This is a genomic window from Leucobacter weissii (genome assembly GCF_017565745.1).
In the GTDB taxonomy this organism is placed as follows: Bacteria; Actinomycetota; Actinomycetes; order Actinomycetales; family Microbacteriaceae; genus Leucobacter; species Leucobacter weissii.
In genome coordinates this window covers 1-23,888 of record NZ_JAGDYM010000009.1, presented here as the reverse complement: position 1 = coordinate 23,888, position 23,888 = coordinate 1, and the positions used below count along the sequence as shown (strand labels likewise).

The following is a 23,888-nucleotide window of genomic DNA, read 5'->3' as shown; positions in this document are numbered from 1 at the left end:
CTGACATCAGACGGTGCGGCACAACGGCAGGGCTGCGACGGTGAAAGCTTGGGCTTGCTGTCCGACGAGACGGCGGGTCTCGCAGGACGCTTGGATGGCGGCCTGCTCGATCGCCGCGACCGCAGTGTCGAGTTCTTCCGGTGTCGGGGCGCTGACGCTGATGAGGCCGGTGTAGCGGAGGACGCCGTGGCCGGCGGTGAGGTCGGCTTCCTGTTGGAGTACGTCACCGTATTCGGCGGTTTGTGAGGCGTCTTCGATCTGCCCCATCTTCTGCCGTTGCGCCGCGTCAGAGATCAGCTCGGTCTTCTTCTTCCTGATGTCCCGTGCCGCCTGATCCGAACGGATCGGCGTACACACCAGCGAGAACGCCCGCTGAATCCCAGACGACAGCAGCACCGGGGCGAGGAACCCCGGATGCACCTGCGACCTCGGCCACTCACTGACCCACAACACCGCATGGAACGCAGAATCCGACCGCAGCCGATCCCACGACTCCGTCACCGCGACCGGGCCGGCGGTGGCAAGCGTCCGGCCGATGTCGGCGTGCCGTTCCAGGATCGCGGCGGTCGCGGGGTCGTAGGCGGAACGGAGGATCACCGCGACATGGGCGGGGGTGAGCCACCCAGTGACGGTGAGCTCTGCCGCCCGCAAAGCGGTCACTAGGGTCGTCATTTCTTGGCGGAGGACGGCGGCTGCGCCTTTGATGCCGCCGCCATTTGTGCGAACCTGACGAGCTGCGGCGCGGAGGTCGAGGGCGAGGCTGATGGTGGTGGCGTGGCGTTCCCCGGCGGGCCCGGCACGGTCGATGAGTTCCCGATACACGGTCGAGGTCCAGGAGCCGTCGTCGTGGCCGTGGCGGTGCCACCACTCCACGAGGCCGGAGCCGCCGTCGGGGAGGGTGCGTTCGCACACTTGGAGGCGCGCGATCCGCCCGGACCGGCAGGTGGTGGCAAGCACCCGTCCCCAGGCGGCGACGCGGCGTTCCTGCTCGCCCGGGTCGAGGAGCGCGAACGCGGGGTGTGAGACGCCGACGATCGCGGTGAGCGTCTGCTGGTGCGGGTCGTGGATCATCGCCGCCCCCGTCTCCGGGTCCTCCCACTCCCGCAACGCCGCCGCATCACCCGGCAACGCCAGCGTCCCGGCGGGGCGAGGCTTGACCACCCGACGCCGGTACACGGTCTGCCGTTTTTGGGTGCGGGCGACCCATCGGAAGGTGACGGGCACCCACTCGATCAACTTCCTACCGCCGACCGGGGTCCACGCGAGCGCTGCGCAGAGCAGCCAGACGGGTGCGGTCCAGGCTAGGAGGATGCCGCCGCCGGCGTAGAGAGCGCCGACGATGGAGAGGACACCGGTGGCGAGGACGATCAGTTGCGGCAGGGAAAGTCCGAGGAGGATGCCGCGGCGGGTGAGTCGGGAGAACTGCACCGCCCGCAACCCAAACTCCACACCACTCGTGGACTGCTGAGACGACATCGACTACTCCTTCCCGACGGACGGCTTCGGAGCCGGTGGCGGCGATTTCGCCGGGGGCACCGAGGGCGCCGGCCTCGTAGGTACAGCCGGTGACGGGCTGGGCTGCGGCGCGGGTTGCACCGTCTCACCCGCACCCGCCGCGTGGCCTTCTGCCGCGCCACCGACAGCGCCGCCGAGTTTCGGCCCCGCGGTCGCGGCGGCCTTCGCCACCTGCGCACCCACCACGACCGCAGCAGCAGGCCCCGCCGCCGCAGCCCCCGCACCAGCCCCGGCACCAGCAGCACCGGCTCCACCACTTGCGCCGCCAGCAGACGCTCCGGCGTTCCCACCCGCAGCCGCGCCGCTACCTGCGGCAGGCGCAGCGGTCGATGCTTGCGGTGCGCCGCCTGCCGGTGCGGCACCACCGCCCTTGCCGCCGCCTGCGGGGGTGTCGCCGGCTCCGTCGAGCACCTTCTTCGCCCCGTCGGTCTTCGGTGCGGATGGGACGGGGACGGGACGGTTGAGGGCGGATTTGGCTTCTTGTTCGGCGCTCATCGAGTGATACATGTCGAACCCGATGAACGTGACGAACTTGTACGTCATGTACGGGGCGAACGCGGCGATAAACATCAGCACGACCCCGGCGATGGGGTCACTGATCGACGCAAGATCGAGTTCGATGGGGGCCGAGACTTGGGTGATGGCGACGAGGAAGATCACCACGAGGACGAGTTTGGAGAGGATCAGGGCGATCACGAACGTCGCCCACTTCCCGAACCACCCCTTGGTCGCATCCCACGAAAACCCCGCCAGCGCGATCGGTGCGAACACGATCGCGACCAGCAGCAGCGCTTTGCGGATCAGGAGCGAGAACCACACAATCGCCGCAGCCGAAATGGCGAGCCCGGCGAGGAAGATCGTCACGATCGCCCCTACACCGGGGGCTGCGATGTTGATGCCTGCGAACCCTGCGGCGAGGAGGGTGATGCGGTCGCCGATGGATTCCATCGTGTTCCCCGTGGCCTGCACGATCCCGACCGCGAGCTGGTCAGTGATCTCCAAGAGGAGGCCGGTGAGGCCGATCGCGACGAACGACCCGAGGATGCTTTTCGCCGCTCCCAGGGCGGCGCGGGTGAGGGCGGTGGGGTCGCGGTGGATGAGGCCGGTGATCAGTTGCAGGCAGAAGAAGGTCAACACCACGAACACCGCCACCCCGAACAAGATGTTGTACACCCCGACATAGCCGGGGTCTGACACGTCGACGAGGGTGGTGGTGTCGAACACCGCCCACACCGCCTCGAACAACCAGGCTGCTGCGCCGCCCATGGCTTGGGCGAGCCAGTCGAACGGTGCCGCGATCAGCGTCGCCGCTCCTTGTCCGACGGTGTCGCACACGGCTGAGATCACCGGCACATCACACACACTCATCGCGTCCTCCTTCTCTCGCGAACGATGGGGTTAGACGGCTTGGCCGACGCCCCAGAAGAAGTTGATGAGTGTCACTGACGCCCCGCAGATGATCGCCGCCCCACAGGACACGAGCACCCCGACCTTCCCGCGCGACGCGAGGTGCGGGTTGCTGCTGTTCGCGCCGAAGCCCCACACGATCGCCGAGACGATCAGAGCGAGAACGGAGAGGATCAGGCCGACGGTCATGACCGCGCCGACGATGATGCGCAACTGCTCGATACCGGGAAGCCCAGTACCGTTCGGATCAATATCAATCACAGGGTGCTCCTTCAGCTCACGCCGCCACCAAGGAGGCGGACTTGCCAGCCAGGTGCACCACGGGCCCCTCGATAAACTGAGTCGATGACATCCAGCGCTCAGACCGTCGTGTTCCTGCACGGCATCGGTGCTGGCCCCGACTCCTGGAACGCTCAGATCGCAGGCCTCCCGGAAGGTCTCATCGGCATCGCGCCCCGCATTGCCGGGCTCATCGACGCCGACGGCGAAGGGTTCTCTCTGAGCGCCGCTGCCACGGCAGTGCGGGATGAGCTCGACCGGCACGGGGTGGAGCGGGCGCATCTGTGCGGGCTGTCGCTCGGTGGGATGGTCGCCACCCGCTTCGCGATCGACTATCCCGACAGTGTGTCGTCACTCGTGCTCTCGGGCAGTCAGGTGCACCCGAACCCTGCGCTGATGCGGGTGCAGAACGCGATCATGCCTATCCTCCCGGCAAAGCTCGTCGCACAGCCGGGAATGAGCAAACAACGGATGCTCGCCGTGCTGCACGCGGTCGGGCAGACCGACTTCCGTAATGAGCTGTCACAGATCACGGTGCCGACGCTCGTGTGCTGCGGCGAGAAAGACCGCGCCAACATCCCTGCCGCACGAGAACTCGCCGCCGGGATCAGCGGCGCGGACCTGCAGCTCGTGCCGGGTGTAGGGCATGAATGGAACGTGCAGCAACCCGAGGAGTTCAGTCGCCGGCTCAACGCCTTCTACGGGCGCTTGTTACAGCTATGAGCACGGAGGTGTCTCGCGCCTACGGTGCGCGTGCAGCCGAGTACGCGGAGCATCTCGGGCGGATGGATGCCGTCGCCGCAGCGGATCGGGAACTCGTGCTCGCTTGGGCGCAGACGCTCACTGGTCCGGTGCTCGACGTGGGCTGCGGCCCCGGCCACTGGACTGGCTTTCTCCACGAGCACGGTTTCGATGTCACTGGTATCGACCCGACACCGGAGTTCATCGCCCACGCCCGTGCAACGCATCCCGGCGTCCCCTTCCGCAAGGGGCAAGCCGAGCGCCTCGACGTGCCTGATGGGTCGTTAGGCGGGGTGCTCGCCTGGTACTCCCTCATCCACTGCACAAAGCCGCAGGTACGGGCAGTACTGATGGAGTTCGCTCGCGCGCTTCGCCCTGGCGGCGGGCTGCTCATCGGGTTTTTCGAGGGGCCAGTGTTTGAGGCCTTCGATCACGCGGTCACCACCGCATACCGGTGGCCGGTCGACTCGCTCAGTGACCTCCTACGTCACTCTGGGTTCACTGTGATCGAGACGCAATCCCGCACTGATCCGGGCGTTCGCCCTCATGGCGCGATCGTCGCCACCCGAAATCCGGCATAGCCGGGCGCGGTCACAGGCGTTCGCCCACGCCGAGAAGGAAGTTGACCCAGGCGACCCCAGCCCCGGCAAGGGCTGCTGCGCCGAGGGCGACCCAGGCTCCGAGGCGGGCTTTGGTGGCGGTGTGTGGGTTGCCTGTTGAGGAGGCGATGGCCCAGATGATCGCGGAGACGATCAGCATGAGTACCGCGATGATCAGCACGAACGTCAAGAGCGCGCCGATGACAGTGCGGAGGTCGTCGGCGGCGCCGACGCCGCCGAAGTCGGGGAACACGTCCATCAACGCCCGCCTCCGTTCAGGGTGCAGGTTGCTCGTGAGGTGTTGCCGTCGGTGATGCCTTCGGCGTCGTGGTCGGTGAGCCATTGGTCGGCGTCGATCGCGGGCTGACCGGTGCCGCCGGGCCGGATTTCGAGGTGGAGGTGGGGGCCGGTGGACTTCCCGGACGAGCCGACGTCGCCGATGTGCTGGCCTGCGGTGATGGTCATGCCTTCGGTGACGTGGATGCCGTGCTCCCACATATGCGCGTAATAGGACGCGATAGGTTCCCCGCCGACGGTGTGCTCGATGATGATCAGCCCGCCCCAGTTGCCGGTGTATCCGGCGTGGGTGACGATCCCGTCGGCGACGGCGAAGATCGGGGTGCCGTCGGCGGCGCCGTAGTCGCTGCCGGAGTGGAACGCGGTCTCGAAGGTGATCGGGTCGGTGCGCCACCCGAACGGGCTGGTGCGCACCCAGGTGCCCTCCGGCAACGGGAACACCACCCGCGTGGTCTCCGGCACCACCACCTCACCACCACCACTGCCGCCCGACGGGGTCGGTGTGGTGAGGGCGGTGAGGATCGCTTCGGCGACCGGCTGATAGTTCTGATACCGGTCCGGGTACGCTGACACCTCCACGGCTTGCGCTGCTTCACCGGGGTCGAGTTGCTGCCAGCCGGGGATGTCGAGGAGACCCCGTGGTGAGGGGTAGTTGGGTCCGGTGGGTCCGCCGTAGAACGCGCGGGCCTGGTAGTTCGGGTCCATGAGCTCCGCGACCGTGCCCCATCCGGCCTGTGGGCGCATCTGGAACAGGCCGAGGGAGTCGTGATCGGATGCATCCCCGTCATTGGGGTAGTTCGCGGATTCGGGGTAGGTGCCGGTGTTGGCGAGCATCCGCAGGTGTGACTCGGTGAGCGCCGCCATCAGTGCGATCACGACACCGGGTCGTCCGACGCCGTCGGTTTGTCCTCCGACGGTGATGATCGTCGCGGCGTGGGTGAGTTGCTGACGGTTCAGCGTCACCGTCTCCCCGTTGCGAGTGGTCGCGGTCAACGAGTCCGGGATCGGCCCCACGATCAACGACCCCGGCGCACACGCTGCGACAGCGGGGTTGGCGAGGACGGCGACGGACAGGAGCACGGTCGCGGGGCCGAAGCAGACGACGGCGATGGCGAGGGCGGCGAGGAGCTTCTTGAGCATGGCCGGTCACCGCAGCGGGTTGTCGAGCTGCGACAGCCGCAATAACGCGCAGGTCTCGATGATCGGATCGGCGGGAGCCGGAGCCGGGTTCTGTTCGGGGGTGCAGGTGAGGAACACTGTGAACGCGACATCATGGGCCGTCGTGACGGGTTCGGTGCCCCAGTAGCCGGTGCGGTGACGGGTGCCGGTGATCGTGTACGCGACCGCCCCGTCGGGAATCTGCCCCGGTGCAGCCTGTGCCACCGCTGTCTCCCATGCGTCGGGGATCTCGATGGTGTCGATGGTGAGCCACTGCCGTGTCTGGTGGGTGCGGAGCTGCGCCCACGCCTCCGGGGTCGGCAGATACGCGCGAACGTCGGAGGCTGCCGCGTCGGCTTCGGTGTCGGCGGTGACATCGGCGAGCATCTGCGCGTAGTCGGCCGGCCCGTACCCGCTGGTCGTGTCCCAGGTGAACAGCGCCTCCGCGACCGCCACCGCGAACTCTTCTGATCCGCCCAGTCCGATCACGGGCTCCGGTGCGGCAGGCGCGGCGACGGGAGCTGTCGCACTCGGCTGGTCCGAAGGTGCCGCGTCATCAGGCACGGTGGGCTGGGGCCCGCGGATGAGGCCGTACACGCCCACGCCGACGAGGAGGACGAGGATCAGACCGCCAGCGATAGCGGCGATGAGCATGGTGCGGCGGCGGCGAGTGGTGGGGTCCATCCTGGTGTCCTTCCGGGCGAATGCGGATCACCAGACAGGTGCACCAAACCGATCCCCGTCGAGCAGCGTGCGGGATGGGTCAGGCGGTGTCGCGACGCGCGTTCCGCGCCACACGTGCGGCATCGAGAAATGCGATCGTGGCGGCGACGGCGTTCTCGAACATCGACCACTGCTCATCCGACAATGCCGGGCCGATCATGTCGGGGTCGTAGCGTTCGGACCAGGTGGAGAGCTCATCCCAGAGGTAGACGAACGACCGCACTGGCAAGAACTCACGCGCGGGTTCCTCCACCGCATGGAGCCGCGCTTTCGCGAGCTGTGCGGGACGCTTCTTAGTCGCGGTCTTCGCGCGCTCGACGGCGAGTTCAGCCAGCCGTTCCAGGTCAGCGGGTCTTGCGGTGTGTTCGAGTTCTCGCAGGCGGGCGGCGCCGGCTGCGGCAGTATCGCGGATACCGGCGGGTTGCGCGGGGTCGCCCGCGAGGGTGTCGAGTTCGGCGAGTGCCTGGGCGGCGCGGATGCGATGCCTCGCGCCGGTGATCGATCCGCCCGCGTCGATCCGGTCGAGCTCTTCCTGTGCTCGCTGGCGCACATCCTCTGTCTCGGCGGGGTCAGCGGCGAGGCGTTGCAGGTCGTTGATGCGTTCCAGCGAGGTGTAGGCGTTGCGGCCAGTGACCATGAGTGCCGCTTGCTGCCGCGTGTCGCCCTTCTGCGGTGCCGCCACGGCGGCGGCACCGTGTGACCTGGGGTTTTCTTGGTTGGAGGTGAACCGTGACGCTTCCTGCCGGCCTGCCGCATCCTCGACCATGAGTGCTTTCAGCTCGGCGTAGAGGGTGGCTTCTTCGGTGCGGGTGAGGGGCTTGTGGAGCAGGTTGTCGTCTTGTTCGGCGAGGAGCAGGCCCAGGGTGGTGGAGATGCCTGAGCGCACCCACACGTTCACGGTCTTCCACCCGAGCTGCCGGATCGCAGCCAAACGTCGGGCGCCGCAGATCAGCATCCCGTCGGGGGTGATCGTGATTGGCTGCAACAGCCCGTCCCGCAGGATCGACTCGGTTAGGGCGTCGAGGTCGCCGTAGTCTTCGCGGTGCCGGCGGCCGGCCCAGATTGAGGCGACCGACCGTTCCAGCTCGATGTGTCCTGGCTCGGTCATGGCCGGCCTCGCATGACGCCAGGGGCGGCAACCTTGATCGCTGCGCCGAGCTCGGCATCGTCCATGAGATGCCGCAACGATTCACCGATCAGTAGCCGCAACAGCACGCCACGACCCGCACTGGTGCCGGTCAGGTGCCTATCCGGTGCGCCGAGGATGATCCGTAGTAGCCGGTACCAGGACGGTGCGGGGATGTCGAGCAGTGCGCGGGCGTGCCGATCCCGCCGCAGCGACTCATACGCGCCTGCCCGCGAGACGGACTCGGCGAGGCGGGCACAGACGCACTCGACCGCGGCACGCGCGATCTCCGGCTCCCACCCGTGCCAACACAGCAACGCGATCGTGTCTTCAACAGCGGACTCCACACCCGTGCACCCCGACACCTCAATCGCTTCACCGTCGTCATCGTCGTCGCCAGCAAAGGGGTCGGCGCGGAATGCGGGGTGGTAGTCGGTGAGGGGGTTCTCCCGGTCGGAGAACCGTTCCGCGTCATGGAAACTCGAGTAACGGGGCCGGCGTGCCTGGTGCACGGAGCAGAGCAGCCCGTTGGCACGGTTCTCGGCGATGCAGGTGATCTGCACGGCCCGGGTGATCACCGCCCACGGGTCATCCGCTCGCCGGACAGCGGCAGTGCGCATCGCCTCGAACGCCGCACCCGCCGCCTCCCACGGGTCGAGCCCATGCTTGCGGGCGAGTGCAGCGTACTTCTGGGCGGCGTGCTGCATGAGCGCCGCCGCCTCCGGATCACTCCGCCACGCGTCAGGACCTGCGGTGTGAAGGCGGGTGAGGAGTTCGCGGAGTCGTTCTGAGTTCTCGAACCCACGACGGTGATCGTTGCGGCGCGGGGTGTGGGGTTGTGGCATGGTGGCACCTCCTGACAGGAAGGTGCGCACCGGCTGCCCGCCAGCGCCGCCACACCGTTCCCTGTCCACTGCGGCTCACCCCAGTCCGATCCCCGACGGCCGCACCCACGACGACGACCGGGGCCGATCCTGCGGCTCGAACACGTCGAACGACTCGAACTCCGACGCGACTCGGGCGGCACGTCGACCACGAAGGTCGCGTGCCCGGTGCCGGGTCGCACGGTACGTCTGGCCGGGGACGCGACGGACGCGATGTGCGAGCTCCGCCTGAAAGTCGATGCCACGGCCCGCGAGCCGGGCGGTACTTGATGCGATCAGATCAGACGGCCGCACCCACGCGATCCCGCGCCCCACACGCGAACTGCCATCCCCGGCCGTGGTGGTGAGTGAGGGGTCGCGGTGGACGGCGAACGCTGACCGCTCCGCCTCTGAGCCCGCCGCTTCGTGTCGGGCTTCCGGTGCCTCAGTGCGCTCTGCCTCTGCATGCTCGTTCACGGTGCCTCCTCCTTCGGTGTCTTGGCGGTTGGGGTGAACCAGCGCCCCACGGTTGAGGGGTGCACGCCCAGGTGTCGGGCGATCTGCTTGTTTGACCAGCCCTCCACCTCCCGCAACTCGGTGGCTTCCGCCCGCCGCTCACTCACCGGCACCGCCGGTATCCCCGCGGCGTGCACTGGTTCACGTTCTCGCACGGCGACCGTCTGCGATGGAGCAGTGGTCTCGGCCGGAGCGTCCTCGATCATGTCTGCGTGCGGCGTGGTGGTGGGGCGGGTGAGGATGACGGTGAGGTGCGTGATCGACAGCAGCACCAGCGGCGGGATCGCAGCGACCGACGCGGCCAGCACCGGCGGGACATCGGCATCGGCGGCAATGATCGCGTGGATCGCGTTCGCCGTCACCGACACCACCGCACCCGCCGCCAGCAGCGTCCACGGGTACCAGGTCGGTCGACGCTGACTGGCGAGCGCGACGACGGCGACCGTCGCGACCACGATGATTCCGTCCACAATGAGCGGCCACGCCCCCGCCTGCCCTGCATCAATCCCAGACCGGCGTGCGAGATCGGCGAGCGCGGTGAACGACAGCCAGAACGCACCGGCGGCGATGAACACCGTTCCCGTGATCGCCGTCACGACCGCCAGGCGGCGGCCCCTCGGCGAGGCAGCTTCGATGGCGTTCATGAGAGCATCCGTCCCGGTGATTCGCGTACCAGACGACGCTCATCCAGCCCGGAATCTGTGACAGCTCGCGGTGCGGGGTGGGTGGTGCGGTAGGCGGAGCGGATCGTCGCCATGATCTCCCGCGCACCGAGCCCAGCGTGCTCCGCGGCAGGCCCCAGCGCTTCGAGGGTTGCGTCGGGCGGGGTGCCGGCTTCGGCGAGGCGGCACGCGGCCCAGAACAGGCCACGGTTCCGCTCGCCCTCACCACGACCCGCCACCCAACCGGCGAGTACCTTCGCGTCCGAACCCCGCCGGCTGACCCGCTCCGGACGAGTACGGTCAATGGGGATCGGGGTGCGGGGGTCCAGGAACTCGCGCAGTCGTGCCGCATCCACCGGGGTCGGTGTGTCGCCGGAGGTGACGATCAGTCGATACGGTGCCCGGACCCCGCTGGGCCGCAGCACTTGGGAGGGTGGGGCGATGATGTAGCCGCCGTCGCCACGGAAATCGACATGCGCCCGCGCCGCCTGCCACGACGACTGCACACGCTCAGAGTCCGCTGGGTAGTAGGCGTGCAAGCCGCCGGACGGGGTGCGCACGAGCGCCGCCCACCCCGCCGCATACCCTTCACGGTGCGCAGCGCGGAAGGCCGGGAACCCTGTGCCGGCCTGGTGCACGTCGACATCGACGACCTCGACACCGGATGGGGCCCCGGTAGGAATGCCGATGTTCGCCGCAGGCCACCTCGACCACCACGCAGCAACCTGCTGAGGGTCGGTGCTTGCGTCGTGGAACCCGCGGCGTACGAGCGGGCGCTTCTCGCCGGGTACGCACGGAAACACCGGCACCCCGGCAGCCGCGAAGCGCGCGGCGGCATCAGCTAGTGGCATCCCGTTCACCTCAGCGAACACGTCGATCGCGCCCATCACAGGCTCCTCACCGAGCTCGCTGCGACACGGCGCGGCTCCTCCGTCAGCGGATCAGCATCGGGTGCCCGCTCAGACGCAGGAGATTTCTGGGACTGCGCATCACGGTTCAGACCGGGAGGGTCGCCATTGGCGATCTGCTCGGTCGGGAGTTGATCGAGGATCGACGCCGCCGTCTTCCGCACCCGTTCGCCGGTGGCTTGGACGACCTCCACCGGGGACTTCTCCGGCACTGTCGCTGCCCACCCCGACACATAGGGGATCGTGTAGTCGGAGGTGTCCATGCCGTGAGCGGCAGCGACCATCAACGCGACGGAGTCCGCCTCCACCTCACCGATCCCGCGATGCCCCGACGCATCCGGGTTCTCTGGGCCGTGGAGGAGGACGTGTGCGAGTTCGTGCACAAGGGTCTTCACCTGTGCCGCGTCGGGCATGTTCTCTCGCACCGCGACGGTCTTCGCGCCGAAGTCGGTGAGGCCGTTGACGCCGTGGATCATGCTCTCATGCGGCACCCGCAACACCGTGAACCCCTCCGCCTCCACCAGCTGGGCGATGCCCTCCCAGAGCCCGCCAGGTGCTTCACCTTCCAGGAGCCGCGGCGAGGGCGGCGTGGGGATCGGGTCACCGGCCGTTTGGGAAACATCCCAGACATAGGCGGGGCGAACACCGACCATGCGGGACCGCACCGCCTCACCCGGTTTGGGCTTCTCGAACCGGCCGAGCCTGCGCCACGACTCCGCCACCTTCGGCGTGAACGATGCGAACCGGCCCGTGACGGGGGCGAGGATCATGTACCCCGACTGGTCCTTCTCGACCTGTCGGCCGAGCGTCTGCCATTGCTTGAAACCCGCCACATACGTCGGCACCGGCTCGGGCACCCTGCCCGCCTCGAAAGCGCTCTGGTGCTGCACGAAGATCAGCAGCGTGTTGTTGAACGAGCGGGCACGGAACCTGGCCGCGAACTCCAGTGCCTGCTTCCAGTCCTCACCCGACACCAACGACTCCACAGCGCCGGTGAGTCGCTCGTGCAGAGCATTGAGCTTCGCATCCCGCGCCGCTCGCGCCTCTTCGCTGGTTGCCATCGTCGTCCTCCCTCCGCAGGCACCCGTGCACGGCGGGTGACCTCTGCGACCAGAAGGTGCGCGAAGGGTGTCAGGGGACGCGATCGAGACGGACGACGGACAGAAAAGTGAGCGACCGTCAGGTGCAGCTCTGAACCCGACGTGGTCAAACTCGGTCTACATCATCCGCTGGCGCCCCGACGATCTGAGCACCAAAACATGAGCGTTTCGCCTGGGCATACGCGCGTTCAGTCAGGGTTGGAGCGTGCCGGAGCACTACTGGTGATTCTGCGATACTCCGACGGGGACACGCCGATGCTCCTGCGGAACTGACGTGCAGCGAAGTCAGGGTCGTTCCAACCCACCCTGGCGGCGATGTCCGAGATAGGTGCATCCTCGACGCGCAGGAGGTGGGCCATTCGTTCGGCACGGAGCATCGTCAGGTACGAGATCGGTGATTTCCCAAATGCATCGACGAACACTCGACGCAGCTGAGACACCGACAAATGCGCTCGCGCCGCGAGCTCGGTCACCGTCCAATGACGATCCAACTCCACACGCAAGGAGTGTGCAATGTCCAACACCTCAGGACGTACAGGGCGGAAGAGGCGATGCCGCGGCACGGTGGGAACCGACGCGTTTCGCCGCGCGACAGCGGTTCCCTCATTGGCGACCACGAGAAACGGAACCAAGACATCGAACACGGCAGAGACTAGCGATTGCGCCCGATAGAAACGTTCAGGAGGCACGCCCTCGACACTCAAGGCAGTCAACTCGTCGAGCCACGGCATCATCAGCCCCGCCCGGTGCTTACCGATGCGCAGAACCTGGGTGGGTTCCGCATAATGCGTATCGAGGAACTGGCTCGCGTCGAGTCGCTCTTGGAACCGTGAAGCATACTGCCAAAACACTTGGTCAATGACATAGTCTCGGTCGAGATAGAGCGTCGTGGTCGCTACCCATCCGTCGGGCTCAGCGCCACAGAGAGTGTTTGCCGCCAGAACAACGACATCACCGACGCTGACAAAGTGCGCGCCAAACTCGCTGAAGAGTCGAGCTCGACCCGCCCGTATGACAATGAACTTGACGCAATCGAAAGCGATTGGCTCAACTGGAGCGTGCGCGACTTGTGTTCGGGCGAGCAACGGCGAGAACGCGGCCACCGGCGCCGCCGGCACACCAGCAGGCTTCGTAGGCCCTTCCCACCGAACATCGCCAGTCATAGTTGGCAATCGAAGGGCACTCGCGTCTGAGAATCGAGTACCCCTAACGATACTCATATGACGCTTGCCAGAACCCTAACGGATACCTCACGTTGAACAGTTTGTGTGCAGCTTGCGCCGAGGTAAGGTCACCAGACCATCGGGAGGAGAGATGCGAGGAATCCTACTGCTGCTGTGCTGAGCATGGTGATTGCGAGGGTGCGGCAGAGACGTTCCGGGTGGGAGCGTTTGTGCAGGTGGAGTCGGTCGGGCCGGCGTTCGGGAACGTATCCGGTGACGGTGGTCGAATCGTGGTTGCGAAGATCATCGCGGGATGTGAGGGGGCGGGTATAGGTGCGTTCCTTCACGCTCCATATCGCGATCCGCTGCTGATCGAGGTCCTCGACGACGGTGACGTTCGTTGGGGTGCGAGGACCATCGATGGCGGTGATGATGAGCGCTGCGATCAGGAAGGGGATGCCGATGATTGCGCCGATCCAGGACAGCATTTCGCCAATGATGCCGATGGTGTCGAGAATGCTCATCTCTGGGGGTGCTGAGCGTCAGGTGGTCATGCCGTCGAGCCGGTAGCCCATGCCGGGTTCGGTGAGCAGGTGGGCGGGGTTGGCCGGGTCTTCTTCGAGTTTGCGGCGGAGTTGGGAGACGTAGAGGCGGAGATAGCCGGTGTCTTCGGCGTGTTCGGTGCCCCAGATGGTGGTGAGGATGGTTTGGCGGGTGACGAGTTTCCCGGCGTTGCGGATGAGGATGTCGATGAACTGCCACTCCGTGGGGGTCAGCCGGATTTGACGTTCCCCTTCGGAGGTGTCGCGGGTGACGCTGCGGGCGGCGAGGTCGATGGTGACGCTGCCGAGGTGCACCACGGGCGTGGCGTCTTCTTGGGGAACACGTCGGGTCAGGGCGCGGATGCGAGCGAGGAGTTCTTCGACGGCGAAGGGTTTGGTGATGTAGTCGTCGGCGCCTGCGTCGAGGGCTTCGACCTTATCTGCGGCGCCGGCGCGGCCGGACACGACGAGGATAGGCGCCTGGGACCAGCCGCGGATGCCGTGGATGACTTCGATACCGTCGAGTTCGGGCATGCCGAGGTCGATGAGGAAGATGTCCGGGTGATGGTCGATGGCCGCTGTGATCGCCTGGGCACCGTCAGCTGCGGTGAAGATCTCATACCCCTTAGCGGTGAGGGTGATGCGCAGGGCGCGAAGGATCTGGGGGTCGTCGTCGGCGATGAGGATTCTCATGACGGCTCCTGGCTCGTGCGGATCGTAGGGAGGGAGATGACCATGGTGAGTCCGCCACCGGGGGTGTCTTCGGGGGTGAGGGTGCCGTGCATGGCTTCGATGAAACCGCGCGAGAGGGCAAGGCCCAGGCCCAGGCCGGTGGTGTTGTCGGTGTCGCCGAGGCGTTGGAAGGGCAGGAAGATGTCGTCCAGTTTCTCAGGCGGGATGCCGGGGCCGCGGTCGATGATGCGGATTTCGAGCCGGTCTGCGAAGGTGCTGGTGCTGACGTGGATGGGGGTGCCGGCCGGGCTGTAGCGGTGCGCGTTGGTGAGGAGGTTGACGAGCACGCGTTGGAGGAGGACTGGGTCGGCGTGCGCGGCCGCGTCGCCGTGGTTGAGCGCGAGGGTCACGTCGGTAGGGCCGAGGTGGAGTTCGTCGAGGGCGGGCGCGATGGTCTCGGCGGGATCGGTCGGGATCTCCGCGATGGTGAGCACTCCCGCCTGCAGCCTGCTGACGTCGAGGAGGTCAGTGACCAGGGTCGCGAGTGCGGCCAGGCTTTCTTCGGCGGTGTCGAGCAGTTCCCTCTTCTGTGCGGACGCCAGGTCGGGTCCTGCCGCTTTGAGTCCGCCGACGGCGGCGGAGGCGGCCGCGAGGGGGCGACGCAGGTCGTGGCTGAGCGCGGACAGGAGCGCGCCGCGCACCCGGTCGGATGCGGCGATCGGCTCGATCTGTTTCGCCGTCTGGGTGAGGTGCTCGTGTTCGAGGGTCGCGGCGAGTTGCGCGGTGACGACGGCGAGGAGGCGTTGTTCGGACGCGGCAAGGTCCGGGCCGTGCAGTTCCAGGGTGGTGTCGTCGGTGATCCGGATGCTGGCGTGATGGTTGTCGGGCAGTGGTTCCCCGGACCGGGCGAGGACGTCTTCGCCGCGCATGAGCCGCACGCCGGGGAGTTGGAAGGCTTCGCGGGTGCGGTCGACGAGTGCTTGGATCGCGTTGTCTCCGCGCAGGACGCTGCCGGCGATGGTCTGGATGAGTTCGGATTCGGCGGCGGAGCGTCGGGCGGCTCGGGTGTAGCGGGCGGCCCGGTCAACGACGAAGCTCACCAGGCTCGCGATGAGGACGTACAGGACCAGGGACAGCAGATGGTGTGGCTGGTGGATGTGGATCGTGTATAGCGGTTCGATGAACAGGAAATCGAGCGTGATCCCCGACAGGACGGCGGCGAACAGGGCTGGCCAGATGCCGCCGACGAGCGCGACGATGACGACGAGGAGCTGGTAGCTGAGGACGTCGGTGGTGATCGAGTCTTCGCTGCGGAACAGGCTCAGCAGCGCGGTAAGCGCGGGCCCGCCCAGGAGCGCGACGACGAAGCCGAGGATGCGTCGTTTGCGGGTGAGCGCTCCGGTCAGAGGGGGCAGGGTGAAGCGTTTGCCGGCGGCGGCGTGGTTGACCATGTGCACGTCGATGTCGCCGGATTCACGGACGACGGTCGCGCCGATCCCGGGTCCGGTGAACGCGGCGGTGACGCGTCCGCGGCGGCTGGCGCCGAGAACGAGCTGGGTGGCGTTGACGGAACGGGCGAACTCCACCAGCGCGGTGGGGATATCTTCCCCGATGACTTGATGGTAGGTGCCGTTGAGCTTTTCGACGAGCGCACGCTGCTCGGCAAGGGTCGCCGGGTTCCCGGTGCGGAGCCCGTCTTGGCTGGTGATGTGCACGGCGATCAGTTCGCCGCCGGCGGAGCGGGCAGCGATCCGCGCGCCGCGGCGCAGCAGCGTCTCGCCTTCGGGGCCGCCGGTGAGGGCGACGACGACGCGTTCGCGGGCTTCCCAGGTGCTGTCGATGCCGTGGTCTTTGCGGTATCCCTTCAGCGCCTGGTCGACCTCGTCCGCGAGCCAAATGAGGGCGAGCTCGCGTAGCGCGGTGAGGTTCCCGAGGCGGAAGTAGTTCGACAGGGCCGCGTCGATGCGTTCGGCCGGGTACACGAATCCGCCGCTGAGCCGGTCGCGGAGCGCTTGCGGGGCAAGGTCGACGACCTCGATCTGTTCTGCGCCGCGCAGGAAGCTGTCGGGGACGGTCTCTCGCTGGGGGACGCCGGTGATCTGTTCGACGACGTCGTTGAGGGATTCGATGTGCTGGATGTTGAGGGTGGACACCACGTCGATCCCCGCAGCGAGGAGTTCTTCGACGTCTTGCCACCGTTTGTCGTTCTTCGAGCCGGGCGCGTTGGTGTGCGCGAGCTCGTCGACGAGCGCGATCTCGGGGCGGCGGTCCAGCACCGCCTGCAGGTCCATCTCCTCGAGCGTGACCCCGCGATGTTCGACGCGTGTGCGCGGGACGGCTGGGATTCCCGCGGTCATCGCCGCCGTCGCGGCGCGGCCGTGGGTTTCCACGATCCCGACGACGATATCTTTCCCGTTCCCGAGGAGGCGTCGCCCTTCTTCCAGCATGGTGAAGGTCTTGCCGACGCCGGGGGCAGCGCCGAGCAACACCCGAAGCTGCCCCCGTTTCGGCATGATCAGTCCTCCAACTCGTCCAGGGCGAGGTTCAGTTCCAGAACGTTCACCCTCGATTCTCCCAAATACCCGGCATCCGGGCCCTGGGTGTGTGCCGCGACGAGTTCCCGTACCTGCTCCGCGGGGATCCCGCGTGCGTCGGCGACCCGGTCGATCTGGATCTGCGCGTACGCGGGGCTGATGTGCGGGTCCAGTCCCGACGAGGACGCGGTGACCGCATCCACGGGGACTTCGGCCTCGGTGACGCCGTTGAACTCGGCGACCTGAGTCTTGCGTTCGGTGATCGCGGCGATCAGGTCCTCGTTCTCCGGCCCGTAGTTCGACCCGGAGGAGGCGCCGCCGTCGTACCCGTCGCCTGCGGCGGAGGGCCGCGGCTGGAAGTACTCGGGCAGCGGGTTGCCGTCCGCGTCGGTGAAGGACTGGCCGATCAGCGACGACCCGACCGGGTCGCGGTCCTGGTTGGTGATGATCGACCCGTTGGCTTGGGCGGGCAGGGCCACCTGCCCGATGCCGGTGATCAGCAGGGTGTATCCGACGCCGAGGGCGAGGGTGAGGAGCGCCATGGTTCGGGTGGCGACCCAGATGGTGCGCCCGATTCCACGAGCTTGTGTGTTCATGATGTTCTCTTCTTTCCGAAGGGGTGTCAGAAGCCGGGGATGAGGCGGACGAGCAGGTCGATCAGCCAGATCCCGACGAACGGGGCGATCACGCCGCCCAGCCCGTAGATGGCGAGGTTGCGGCCGAGGATGCTGGACGCGTTCCCGGGCCGGTACTTCACGCCGCGCAAGGCGAGGGGGATGAGGAACACGATCACGATCGCGTTGAAGATGATCGCCGACAGCACCGCCGAAGCCGGCGAGTGCAGGCCCATGATGTTCAACGCGGCGAGCTGCGGGAACACGCCCATGAACATGGCGGGGATGATCGCGAAGTACTTCGCGATGTCGTTCGCGATCGAGAACGTCGTCAACGCTCCGCGGGTGATCAGCAGCTGCTTCCCGATCCGTACCACGTCGATGAGCTTGGACGGGTCGGAATCGAGGTCGACCATGTTCCCGGCCTCTTTCGCCGCCGAGGTGCCGGAGTTCATCGCGACCCCGACATCGGCCTGCGCGAGCGCGGGGGCGTCGTTGGTGCCGTCACCGGTCATCGCGACCAGGTTCCCGCCCTCCTGCTCCTTGCGGATGTAGGCGAGCTTGTCCTCCGGGGTGGCTTCGGCGAGGAAATCGTCCACGCCGGCTTCCTTCGCGATCGCGGCCGCGGTGAGGGGGTTGTCGCCGGTGATCATGACGGTGCGGATGCCCATGGCTCGCATCTCGGCGAACTTCGCAGGCAGCCCCTCTTTGACGACGTCTTTGAGGTGCACGACCCCGAGCAGGTGCCCGGCACCGGTCGTGTCCTTGGTGGCGACGACGAGCGGGGTGCCACCGGACTGGGAGATGTGCTCGACATGCTCGTCGAGCTCCGCGACCAGCGACGACGGCAACCGGTTCCCGCCCTCTTCCAGCCAGGCCATGACGGCGGAGCCGGCGCCCTTGCGGATCTGGGTGCCGTCGGGCAGGTCGAGCCCCGACATGCGGGTCTGTGCCGTGAACGGGACGATCTCCCCGGTGGTGTTCCGGTCGAAGTCGCCGTGCTCCTGCTCGGCGAGCTCGACGATCGACACGCCTTCCGGGGTCGGGTCCGCCAGCGAGGACAGCGCGGCGGCCCGGACCAGCTCCTGTTCACGTACCGCGTCGAGGCGGACGAACGCGCTGGCGCGGCGGTTGCCGTAGGTGATGGTGCCGGTCTTGTCCAGCAGCAGCGTGGTCACATCGCCGGCGGCTTCGACCGCACGCCCGGACATCGCCAGCACGTTGCGCTGCACGAGCCGGTCCATCCCGGCGATACCGATCGCGCTGAGCAGCGCCCCGATGGTGGTCGGGATGAGGCACACCAGCAGCGCCACCAGCACCGTGACGCTCACGGGGGCGGCAGCGTACGACGCGATCGGGTTCAGCGTGAGGGCGACGACGACGAAGATGATCGACAGGGACGCGAGCAGGATGTTCAGCGCGATCTCGTTCGGCGTCTTCTGCCGTGCCGCGCCTTCGACGAGGGAGATCATCCGGTCCACGAACGTTTCACCCGGTTTGGAGGTGATCCGCACCACGATCCGGTCCGACAGCACCCGGGTGCCGCCGGTGACGGCGGAGCGGTCTCCGCCGGATTCGCGGACCACCGGGGCGGATTCGCCCGTGATGGCCGACTCGTCCACCGAGGCGATGCCCCAGATGATGTCCCCGTCGCCGGGGATCAGCTCGCCAGCGGTCACCACCACGACGTCCCCGAGCGTGAGATCCGAGGAGGACACCTGGCTGGTTGGGGCCCGCTCCGCAGCGGGGTCGGCCTTCGGGTCGTAGCTGCTGACGCGGTTGGCCATGGTGCTGGTGCGGGTCTTGCGCAGGGTTTCCGCCTGTGCTTTTCCGCGGCCTTCGGCGACGGACTCGGCGAGGTTCGCGAACAGCACGGTCAGCCACAGCCACACCGCGATCGCCCAGGTGAACGACCACGGCACGACCGTGCCGCCGGAATCGGCAGGGCCGCCGATGAACGGCTCCGTGACGGCGAGGATCGTGGTGAGCGCGGCACCGACCCAGACGAGGAACATGACGGGGTTGCGCCACTGCTGGGTGGGGTTGAGTTTGCGGAACGCGCCGGGCAGGGCTGCCCGGACCTGTTCCCAGGTGAACCCGCCCTTGCGGGTGGGGGTGCCCGCTGTTTTCGGGCGGGGTTCGGTGATGGTGGACATGGTTTACATCAGCCCTTCCGCTAGCGGACCTAGCGCGAGAACGGGGAAGAAGGTCAGTGCGGTCACCAGGATCGTGACCACGGTCAGCAGCCCGATGAACATCGGACGGTGCGTGGGGAGGGTGCCGGAGGTGGTCGGAACCTTGTCCTGAGCGGCCAGAGAGCCCGCCAGGGCGAGGACGAACACGATCGGCACGAACCGGCCCAGCAGGATCGCGAGCCCCAGCGTGGTGTTTAGCCACGGCGTGTTCGCCGTCAGGCCCGCGAACGCGGAACCGTTGTTGTTCGCCGCGGACGTGAACGCGTACAGCACCTCGGACATGCCGTGGATGCCGGGGTTCCAGATCGACGTGTTCTCCACCTCTTCCCGGACACCGGGGATCGCGAAGCTCAGCGCCGTTCCGGCAAGCACCAGGGTGGGCATGACGAGGATGTAGAGCGCGGCGAGCTTGATCTCGCGCGGGCCGATCTTCTTGCCCAGGTACTCCGGGGTGCGTCCGATCAGCAGACCCGAGATGAACACGGCGATGACCGCGAGGATCAGGATCGCGTAGATCCCGGAGCCGACACCACCAGGGGTGACTTCACCGAGCATCATGTTCAGCATCGGCATCATCCCGCCCAGGGCGGTGTACGAATCGTGCATCGAGTTCACCGCGCCGGTGGAGGTGCCGGTGCTGGTGGTGGCGAACAGGGTCGATCCGATAATCCCGAACCGCTGCTCCTTGCCTTCCATCGCGCCGCCGGCAAGGCCGGGGGCGGTGCCCATGCCGGCGGATTCCAGTGCGGTAAGGATGCTGAACGACGCCACGTACAGGATCGCCATCACGGAGACGATCGCGTAGCCCTGACGGTTGTCACCCACCATCCGCCCGAAGGTGCGCGGCAGGGAGAACGGGATGACGAGCATCAGCAGCACCTGGAACACGTTCGTCCACGCGGTGGGGTTCTCGAACGGGTGCGAGGAGTTCGCGTTGAAGAACCCGCCCCCGTTGGTGCCGAGCAGCTTGATGACCTCCTGCGACGCCGTCGGCCCGCCAGGGATCGTCTGCGTGGCGCCGGTGAGAGTGGTGACGGTGGTGAACCCGTTGAAGTTCTGGATCACCCCGCCGATCATCAGCACGATCGCACCGACCACGGCGATCGGCAGCAGAATGCGCAGCGTGCCGCGAATCAGGTCCACCCAGAAGTTCCCGATCGTGCCGGAGCGCCGGTAGGCGAACCCGCGCACCAGAGCGATCGCGACCGCGATACCAACGGCGGCGGACACGAAGTTCTGCACCGCGAGACCGGCGAACTGGACGGTGTAGCCGACGGTGAGCTCCGGCGAGTACGACTGCCAGTTCGTGTTGCCGACGAACGAGGCCGCGGTGTTGAACGACAGATGCTCCGACGGGGCCTCCAAGCCCAGCGAGTACGGCAGCCACTGCTGCAGGCGTTGCAGACCGTAGACGATCAGCAGGCCGACCGCGGAGAACGCGAGCACGCTGCGCAGGTAGGCCTGCCAGGTCTGCTCGGTCTTGGAATCGACGCCGATGATCTTGTAGATCCCGCGTTCGACTTTCCAGTCCTTGCGGGACGTGTAGACCCAGGCCATGTAGTCACCGAACGGGCGGTACAGCACGCCCAGGATGACGGCGACGGTGGCGAGGGCGAGAAGCGCGTACACCCAGGTCATCAGAAGCGCTCCGGTTTCACGAGAGCGAACACGAGATACACGATCGCCGCGACCCCGAGACCGGCAGCGAGAAGTTCAAAGACGATCACAGCTTCTCCACCGCCTTCCCCAGCAGCCCGACGACGACGAACAAGGCGATCACGCCGAGCACGAAGACGATGTCAAGCACAACAAGCTCCATTCGGATAACAAGCGACAGCAGGACCACTAGCCGCGCAACCCGAAACAGCGGGCGCAACTCACGATCAAACACCCGCCCACACCCCCGAAACAGGCGTCCTAACAGAACCCATACGAGAATCGGGCGGACTCTGACGGGCCGCTAACACGACAGGCCCGCAGAGCGCGCCGACGGCACGGACGCGAGTGGCCGCGCCCTCTGCGTGGCGCTGTTAGCGGCAGGCCGAGAAGGCGCATGAGTTCCGTGAGGGGCTGTTCCCTGCCCGGTGGGTGCCGCGTAGAAGTGGAGGCATGACCCTCACCGCCATCCTCCCCACCCTCAGACGCAGCATCCCCGACCCTCTCCAACCCCGACATTGGCCCGAGCACACCGTCCCCACGGTCTCCGATGTCGTGATCGGCGGAGTGTCCCTGACACGACTGGTGGAGATCACCGGCACCCCGGCGCTGCTCACCGGGGACCTGCCGCACCCGAAACCGGCCCAGGCGCGCACCCAGGGGATCGGCAACGATGTCACCGTCCTCGTCTTCCAGGTCACCCTCCGTATCGACACCGACACCGATAAACGCGTCGCCCTCACCGACTGCGGATTCGACAGGGTGACCCCCTGCTGGGACGAGTGCCGGCTCATCGGCCGCACCTCGACGGCGAAGAACACCACCATCGAACTCATCCCCGGCGAAACCGGGTCTGCGCCCTGGCCGTACCCGACCGTCACCCTTCCCGCGGACCTCCACCAAGGCGACCTTCTCGCCGTCCCCTGCGCCGGCGCGGTCACGCTCAGCGATGTGCGCCCGCGCCCGCAGGCTGCCTTCGTCCCCGCCGAACGGACCCGGGAACTCGCGGTGACCCGATGAACATCATGCACACCCTGATCTCCTCCCGAACGATGGCGCTTGCTGCCCTGTACGAGGACTGCCCACCCTGGCCCGCAGACACCGCCTTCGCCGACCGCGACATCAGCATCGGCGCGCAATCACTCACCGCCCTCGCAGCACAGCGAGGCACCCCCTGTGTCCTGATCGCGCCCAGCAGCGCGTCGGCGCGAGGAGAGGAGTACCGCACCGTCATCGTCACCACCATCCTCGCCCGCACATCGCGCCGCGGGCTGCGGCACCCCTTGGAACTGACGGTCGACTGCGACCTGGCCGCCCTCGACTCCCGCGTCCTCGACGTCCTGCCCCTGCAGTGCCCGAACGCGCGGCACCGCAAGACGACCCTGCTGCGCTCCCCGCACACGCAGACCGCCATCAGGGTGCTGCTTCCGCAGACCTGCGCCCCCGGTGACCTCCTCGCCCTCACCTGCGAAGGCACGATCGCACTCGGGCAGATCACCAGCCACCCCACCCGCATCCACCCGGGCAGTGACGACGAGGAGTGGCAAGGCAGGTGCCGCAAATAATGGACACCATCCGACACACCACCCGCTCGTCCCCGGCAGGCCCGCAGTCTGGGAAGGCTCGTTTGCTCCTCTACGGCGACTCGCTCGACAGCCTCGCCTATCTTGCCTTGCCCGTTCCTCACGATCACGACGCACTCGACGACCGGAGGGCGCGAACCATGATCGTGGGAATCCGCGTGCCCGACACGAACCACCCTCGGCAAGCGCTCCGGAGTCAGCTCCGGGCAGCGCATGACATCCTCACGAAGCCGCTGCGCACGCACCCCCTGGTGCGGCACATCTTCTACATCGTCGAAGTCCCGTCTGACTCACCGACCCCTGACCGCGCCGTCAACGCATTGTCCGCAGCGATCTGCGCACACCACGCTGAGATCGAAATGCGCCACGGCCGCGACATCTGCATCACCGGAATCGTCACCACCCCCCACACCGACCCCGTGACACTCACCGAACGCGTACACCAAAGGATCACCACCACACCCTTCGAGAGCTACTACGCGACCTCCTGGGACCAAATCGCACACAGATCCATTGCCGCCGCCGCCGCAGAAGCACTTCTCTAGCGTCGCCGAATCCCTACCCGTGGACCCATCGATGGTCACGGGCGCCAGCTCCCAGCGCGAATCCGCGTGCTTACTTATCTCGCGCGGGAGACAGTGCATGCGTCTCCTCGTAGACGGCCATCCACACGCGGTCGCACACGCTTCGCGTGATCCTCCCGTGACGAAGATCCTCTGTTGCGCGCTCCATCAGCAACGACAGCGTCGTGATCATCTCTTCACGATCCTCATCATCACGACGAGGCCAGAACACGAATCGGCTCGACCACGCCATTGCCACCCGTCCACGAAGCGGACGTGCCTTCCACCAAAGGAACACTCCGGCCGACACCCCCACCAGCACGATCCCGACCGCCGACGCCTCAGTGTCCCGCGTCAAGTAGTTGGCAGGATTTCTTCTCGTTCGAAGTTGGGGATGGTGGGGTCGGCCAGGCCCAGGTGCACCTCCATTGGCCGGTTCCAGGAGATCGCCTCGTGCGGGCGGATCTCGTTG

At 67.1% G+C, this 23,888-nt stretch carries 25 protein-coding genes; 5 read left to right on the top strand and 20 right to left on the bottom strand.

The features are described 5' to 3' along the window. Positions 1–6: 6 nt before the first annotated feature. Genes J4H92_RS07710 through J4H92_RS07700 form a run of 3 tightly spaced genes read right to left on the bottom strand, consistent with a single transcriptional unit; the run spans position 7 to position 3,183 of the window. Complete coding sequence (locus J4H92_RS07710) at positions 7–1,476, bottom strand: SCO6880 family protein (protein ID WP_208097607.1); 1,470 nt, start codon at positions 1,474–1,476, stop codon at positions 7–9. A 3-nt stretch (positions 1,477–1,479) separates the two neighbouring features. After that, positions 1,480–2,883, bottom strand: a complete 1,404-nt coding sequence (locus tag J4H92_RS07705) for a TrbL/VirB6 family protein (protein ID WP_208097606.1) — start codon at positions 2,881–2,883, stop codon at positions 1,480–1,482. 30 nt (positions 2,884–2,913) lie between these two features. Continuing rightward, positions 2,914–3,183, bottom strand: coding sequence for a DUF6112 family protein (locus J4H92_RS07700; RefSeq protein ID WP_024355940.1), 270 nt, complete (start codon positions 3,181–3,183; stop codon positions 2,914–2,916). An 84-nt stretch (positions 3,184–3,267) separates the two neighbouring features. On the opposite strand from J4H92_RS07700, the gene J4H92_RS07695 reads away from it, so the two are divergent. Next, positions 3,268–3,924: an alpha/beta fold hydrolase gene (locus J4H92_RS07695; RefSeq protein ID WP_208097605.1), complete on the top strand. Its 657-nt coding sequence runs from the start codon at positions 3,268–3,270 to the stop codon at positions 3,922–3,924. 62 nt (positions 3,925–3,986) lie between these two features. After that, on the top strand, positions 3,987–4,523 hold the full coding sequence (locus J4H92_RS07690) for a class I SAM-dependent methyltransferase (RefSeq protein ID WP_341783036.1): 537 nt from the start codon (positions 3,987–3,989) through the stop codon (positions 4,521–4,523). A gap of 10 nt (positions 4,524–4,533) precedes the next feature. Here the strand turns inward: J4H92_RS07690 and J4H92_RS07685 are convergent, their stop codons facing one another. From J4H92_RS07685 to J4H92_RS15740, 16 genes are all read right to left on the bottom strand, one after another. After that, positions 4,534–4,800 carry a DUF6112 family protein gene (locus J4H92_RS07685; RefSeq protein ID WP_208097603.1) on the bottom strand — a complete coding sequence of 89 codons (267 nt, stop codon included), beginning with the start codon at positions 4,798–4,800 and terminating at the stop codon, positions 4,534–4,536. Next, positions 4,800–5,978, bottom strand: coding sequence for a M23 family metallopeptidase (locus tag J4H92_RS07680; RefSeq protein ID WP_208097602.1), 1,179 nt, complete (start codon positions 5,976–5,978; stop codon positions 4,800–4,802). The genes J4H92_RS07685 and J4H92_RS07680 overlap by 1 nt, the downstream gene beginning before the upstream one ends. A gap of 6 nt (positions 5,979–5,984) precedes the next feature. After that, positions 5,985–6,680, bottom strand: coding sequence for a hypothetical protein (locus J4H92_RS07675; protein ID WP_243752139.1), 696 nt, complete (start codon positions 6,678–6,680; stop codon positions 5,985–5,987). A gap of 79 nt (positions 6,681–6,759) precedes the next feature. Further along, on the bottom strand, positions 6,760–7,827 hold the full coding sequence (locus tag J4H92_RS07670; protein ID WP_208097601.1) for a ParB N-terminal domain-containing protein: 1,068 nt from the start codon (positions 7,825–7,827) through the stop codon (positions 6,760–6,762). Next, positions 7,824–8,690 carry a hypothetical protein gene (locus J4H92_RS07665; protein WP_208097600.1) on the bottom strand — a complete coding sequence of 289 codons (867 nt, stop codon included), beginning with the start codon at positions 8,688–8,690 and terminating at the stop codon, positions 7,824–7,826. Before J4H92_RS07665 ends, J4H92_RS07670 begins: the two co-directional genes overlap by 4 nt. 491 nt (positions 8,691–9,181) lie before the next feature. Beyond that, entirely contained in the window at positions 9,182–9,868 is a 687-nt protein-coding gene (locus J4H92_RS07660) for a DUF2637 domain-containing protein (RefSeq protein ID WP_208097599.1), read from the bottom strand. Then, a complete protein-coding gene (locus J4H92_RS07655; protein ID WP_208097598.1) occupies positions 9,865–10,773 on the bottom strand; it encodes a bifunctional DNA primase/polymerase in 909 nt (302 codons plus the stop codon). Before J4H92_RS07655 ends, J4H92_RS07660 begins: the two co-directional genes overlap by 4 nt. Further along, positions 10,773–11,855: an ArdC-like ssDNA-binding domain-containing protein gene (locus J4H92_RS07650; protein ID WP_208097597.1), complete on the bottom strand. Its 1,083-nt coding sequence runs from the start codon at positions 11,853–11,855 to the stop codon at positions 10,773–10,775. The genes J4H92_RS07655 and J4H92_RS07650 overlap by 1 nt, the downstream gene beginning before the upstream one ends. 227 nt (positions 11,856–12,082) lie before the next feature. Beyond that, positions 12,083–13,012 carry a helix-turn-helix transcriptional regulator gene (locus J4H92_RS07645; RefSeq protein WP_341783035.1) on the bottom strand — a complete coding sequence of 310 codons (930 nt, stop codon included), beginning with the start codon at positions 13,010–13,012 and terminating at the stop codon, positions 12,083–12,085. Positions 13,013–13,185: 173 nt separating this feature from the next. Next, entirely contained in the window at positions 13,186–13,581 is a 396-nt protein-coding gene (locus J4H92_RS07640; protein ID WP_208097595.1) for a hypothetical protein, read from the bottom strand. Positions 13,582–13,599: 18 nt separating this feature from the next. Beyond that, a complete protein-coding gene (locus J4H92_RS07635) occupies positions 13,600–14,292 on the bottom strand; it encodes a response regulator (protein ID WP_208097594.1) in 693 nt (230 codons plus the stop codon). After that, on the bottom strand, positions 14,289–16,784 hold the full coding sequence (locus J4H92_RS07630; RefSeq protein WP_208097593.1) for an ATP-binding protein: 2,496 nt from the start codon (positions 16,782–16,784) through the stop codon (positions 14,289–14,291). The genes J4H92_RS07635 and J4H92_RS07630 overlap by 4 nt, the downstream gene beginning before the upstream one ends. 2 nt (positions 16,785–16,786) lie before the next feature. Then, positions 16,787–17,401, bottom strand: a complete 615-nt coding sequence (gene kdpC / locus J4H92_RS07625; protein ID WP_208097592.1) for a potassium-transporting ATPase subunit KdpC — start codon at positions 17,399–17,401, stop codon at positions 16,787–16,789. 26 nt (positions 17,402–17,427) lie between these two features. Then, on the bottom strand, positions 17,428–19,575 hold the full coding sequence (gene kdpB / locus J4H92_RS07620) for a potassium-transporting ATPase subunit KdpB (RefSeq protein ID WP_208097591.1): 2,148 nt from the start codon (positions 19,573–19,575) through the stop codon (positions 17,428–17,430). A 3-nt stretch (positions 19,576–19,578) separates the two neighbouring features. After that, entirely contained in the window at positions 19,579–21,252 is a 1,674-nt protein-coding gene (gene kdpA / locus J4H92_RS07615) for a potassium-transporting ATPase subunit KdpA (RefSeq protein WP_208097590.1), read from the bottom strand. Beyond that, complete coding sequence (locus tag J4H92_RS15740; RefSeq protein ID WP_035731468.1) at positions 21,252–21,341, bottom strand: potassium-transporting ATPase subunit F; 90 nt, start codon at positions 21,339–21,341, stop codon at positions 21,252–21,254. The genes kdpA and J4H92_RS15740 overlap by 1 nt, the downstream gene beginning before the upstream one ends. Before the next feature lie 382 nt (positions 21,342–21,723). On the opposite strand from J4H92_RS15740, the gene J4H92_RS07605 reads away from it, so the two are divergent. The 3 genes from J4H92_RS07605 to J4H92_RS07595 all read left to right on the top strand — a co-directional run bounded on the left by J4H92_RS07605 (position 21,724) and on the right by J4H92_RS07595 (position 23,398). Then, a complete protein-coding gene (locus tag J4H92_RS07605; RefSeq protein ID WP_208097589.1) occupies positions 21,724–22,290 on the top strand; it encodes a hypothetical protein in 567 nt (188 codons plus the stop codon). Then, on the top strand, positions 22,287–22,835 hold the full coding sequence (locus J4H92_RS07600; RefSeq protein ID WP_208097588.1) for a hypothetical protein: 549 nt from the start codon (positions 22,287–22,289) through the stop codon (positions 22,833–22,835). The genes J4H92_RS07605 and J4H92_RS07600 overlap by 4 nt, the downstream gene beginning before the upstream one ends. A 62-nt stretch (positions 22,836–22,897) precedes the next feature. Further along, positions 22,898–23,398, top strand: coding sequence for a hypothetical protein (locus J4H92_RS07595; RefSeq protein ID WP_208097587.1), 501 nt, complete (start codon positions 22,898–22,900; stop codon positions 23,396–23,398). A 70-nt stretch (positions 23,399–23,468) separates the two neighbouring features. Here J4H92_RS07595 and J4H92_RS15860 read toward each other — a convergent pair whose 3' ends face one another. Beyond that, positions 23,469–23,738 (bottom strand): DUF6611 family protein, encoded by a 270-nt coding sequence (locus J4H92_RS15860; RefSeq protein ID WP_424960866.1) that lies wholly within the window; start codon positions 23,736–23,738, stop codon positions 23,469–23,471. Between the last annotated feature and the right edge of the window lie 150 nt (positions 23,739–23,888).

Coding starts and splice junctions, on each gene's coding strand:
- J4H92_RS07690 (WP_341783036.1), top strand. CDS start 3,987: ATGGATGCCGTCGCCGCAGCGGATCGGGAACTCGTGCTCGCTTGGGCG.
- J4H92_RS07655 (WP_208097598.1), bottom strand. CDS start 10,773: ATGGGCGCGATCGACGTGTTCGCTGAGGTGAACGGGATGCCACTAGCT.
- J4H92_RS07635 (WP_208097594.1), bottom strand. CDS start 14,292: ATGAGAATCCTCATCGCCGACGACGACCCCCAGATCCTTCGCGCCCTG.
- J4H92_RS07685 (WP_208097603.1), bottom strand. CDS start 4,800: ATGGACGTGTTCCCCGACTTCGGCGGCGTCGGCGCCGCCGACGACCTC.
- J4H92_RS07710 (WP_208097607.1), bottom strand. CDS start 1,476: ATGTCGTCTCAGCAGTCCACGAGTGGTGTGGAGTTTGGGTTGCGGGCG.
- J4H92_RS07680 (WP_208097602.1), bottom strand. CDS start 5,978: ATGCTCAAGAAGCTCCTCGCCGCCCTCGCCATCGCCGTCGTCTGCTTC.
- J4H92_RS07665 (WP_208097600.1), bottom strand. CDS start 8,690: ATGCCACAACCCCACACCCCGCGCCGCAACGATCACCGTCGTGGGTTC.
- J4H92_RS07705 (WP_208097606.1), bottom strand. CDS start 2,883: ATGAGTGTGTGTGATGTGCCGGTGATCTCAGCCGTGTGCGACACCGTC.
- kdpB (WP_208097591.1), bottom strand. CDS start 19,575: ATGTCCACCATCACCGAACCCCGCCCGAAAACAGCGGGCACCCCCACC.
- J4H92_RS07605 (WP_208097589.1), top strand. CDS start 21,724: ATGACCCTCACCGCCATCCTCCCCACCCTCAGACGCAGCATCCCCGAC.
- J4H92_RS07695 (WP_208097605.1), top strand. CDS start 3,268: ATGACATCCAGCGCTCAGACCGTCGTGTTCCTGCACGGCATCGGTGCT.
- kdpA (WP_208097590.1), bottom strand. CDS start 21,252: ATGACCTGGGTGTACGCGCTTCTCGCCCTCGCCACCGTCGCCGTCATC.
- J4H92_RS07650 (WP_208097597.1), bottom strand. CDS start 11,855: ATGGCAACCAGCGAAGAGGCGCGAGCGGCGCGGGATGCGAAGCTCAAT.
- J4H92_RS07600 (WP_208097588.1), top strand. CDS start 22,287: ATGAACATCATGCACACCCTGATCTCCTCCCGAACGATGGCGCTTGCT.
- J4H92_RS07630 (WP_208097593.1), bottom strand. CDS start 16,784: ATGCCGAAACGGGGGCAGCTTCGGGTGTTGCTCGGCGCTGCCCCCGGC.
- J4H92_RS07640 (WP_208097595.1), bottom strand. CDS start 13,581: ATGAGCATTCTCGACACCATCGGCATCATTGGCGAAATGCTGTCCTGG.
- J4H92_RS07670 (WP_208097601.1), bottom strand. CDS start 7,827: ATGACCGAGCCAGGACACATCGAGCTGGAACGGTCGGTCGCCTCAATC.
- J4H92_RS07660 (WP_208097599.1), bottom strand. CDS start 9,868: ATGAACGCCATCGAAGCTGCCTCGCCGAGGGGCCGCCGCCTGGCGGTC.
- kdpC (WP_208097592.1), bottom strand. CDS start 17,401: ATGAACACACAAGCTCGTGGAATCGGGCGCACCATCTGGGTCGCCACC.
- J4H92_RS07675 (WP_243752139.1), bottom strand. CDS start 6,680: ATGGACCCCACCACTCGCCGCCGCCGCACCATGCTCATCGCCGCTATC.